Source organism: Azonexus hydrophilus (assembly GCF_905120355.1).
GTDB lineage: Bacteria > Pseudomonadota > Gammaproteobacteria > Burkholderiales > Rhodocyclaceae > Azonexus.
Genome location: NZ_CAJHOB010000049.1, coordinates 1 through 994, shown reverse-complemented (window position 1 = coordinate 994; position 994 = coordinate 1). Strand labels below are relative to the sequence as shown.

Below are 994 nucleotides of genomic sequence, written 5' to 3'. Positions count from 1 at the left end.
AACGCGGCACCGGGCTATCCGGCGGGCAGCGCCAGCGCATCGCCATCGCCCGCGCCCTGCTCAAACGCCCCAAGGTGCTGATCTTTGACGAGGCGATTTCCAATTTGGATCAACAGACCGCCGAGCACTTCGCTCAGACCATCAACCGCCTCAAGGGCAAGGTCACGATGATCTTCATCACGCACCAAGTGCCGCGCGGACTTCAAGTGGATGAGGTCGTGAATATGGGCGGCCATGCTTTATGCATTAAATCGTAATAGGAGTGAGCATGAAAAAACGTATCCCCCATCAAGATGATCAGATACCGCAGCCCAACCCATTGGCAATCTCTTTCCCAGAGATATTGTTGATTGTTGGGTATTTTTTGGCTGTTTGGCTAATTCCTGTTGGCTGGCTGGATACTGCTGTGGGGGCGATGGCATTTGCTATGGCCAGCACAATTAATCCTTATTTGTCTGAATTCTCGATTGCTTTTGCTGATAAGCCCCAATATTTTATTCACTGCCATGTGCTGGCTGCGTGGCTATTCCCGCCGCTGCTTCCCTATCTGATTATTAGAAGAAACGGTGGTCGAGCGCGGTATGCCAAGACTTGGAATCAAATAGCTGAACGGTTTGGTGGGTGGTTGCCCCATTTGATTTTTTCCATATTTTTTTACGGGGTTTTATATTTTGCGATGTTATGGTTGGTTGATTACCCCCTTAGGCGGGGCGAGAAAGCCATTTGGGTATCTGGCGTTGCGCCGTCGGCGCTAATGCTATCAGGGGTGCTTGGTATTGGAATAATGCAAATTTATATGATTGTTTTTTCAAATAGGAGGGCATAAAAATGGGCTGTAATCAAGATGGGAAAAACGGAAAAATGGATGGGCTTGATGATGCATCAAGCGCAGCGCTTGACGGGCTTGATGCTTTTATTAAAGATCAGGAGGCAAAAGGTATTAACAGGCCGTTGAAAAACCCCGCAAATTCCATGCAAATGGTATAATTTGTCT

The 994-nt window shown here is 48.1% G+C and carries 3 protein-coding genes; all 3 read left to right on the top strand.

Going from position 1 to position 994, the window contains the following annotated elements:
• On the top strand, nucleotides 1–257 hold a 257-nt coding region (locus tag JYJ39_RS14140; protein ID WP_205205248.1), incomplete at its 5' end, for an ATP-binding cassette domain-containing protein.
• A gap of 11 nt (nucleotides 258–268) precedes the next feature.
• Nucleotides 269–826 carry a hypothetical protein gene (locus JYJ39_RS13925; RefSeq protein WP_205205245.1) on the top strand — a complete coding sequence of 186 codons (558 nt, stop codon included), beginning with the start codon at nucleotides 269–271 and terminating at the stop codon, nucleotides 824–826.
• A 2-nt stretch (nucleotides 827–828) separates the two neighbouring features.
• Nucleotides 829–987, top strand: a complete 159-nt coding sequence (locus tag JYJ39_RS13920; protein ID WP_205205244.1) for a hypothetical protein — start codon at nucleotides 829–831, stop codon at nucleotides 985–987.
• Nucleotides 988–994: the final 7 nt, after the last annotated feature.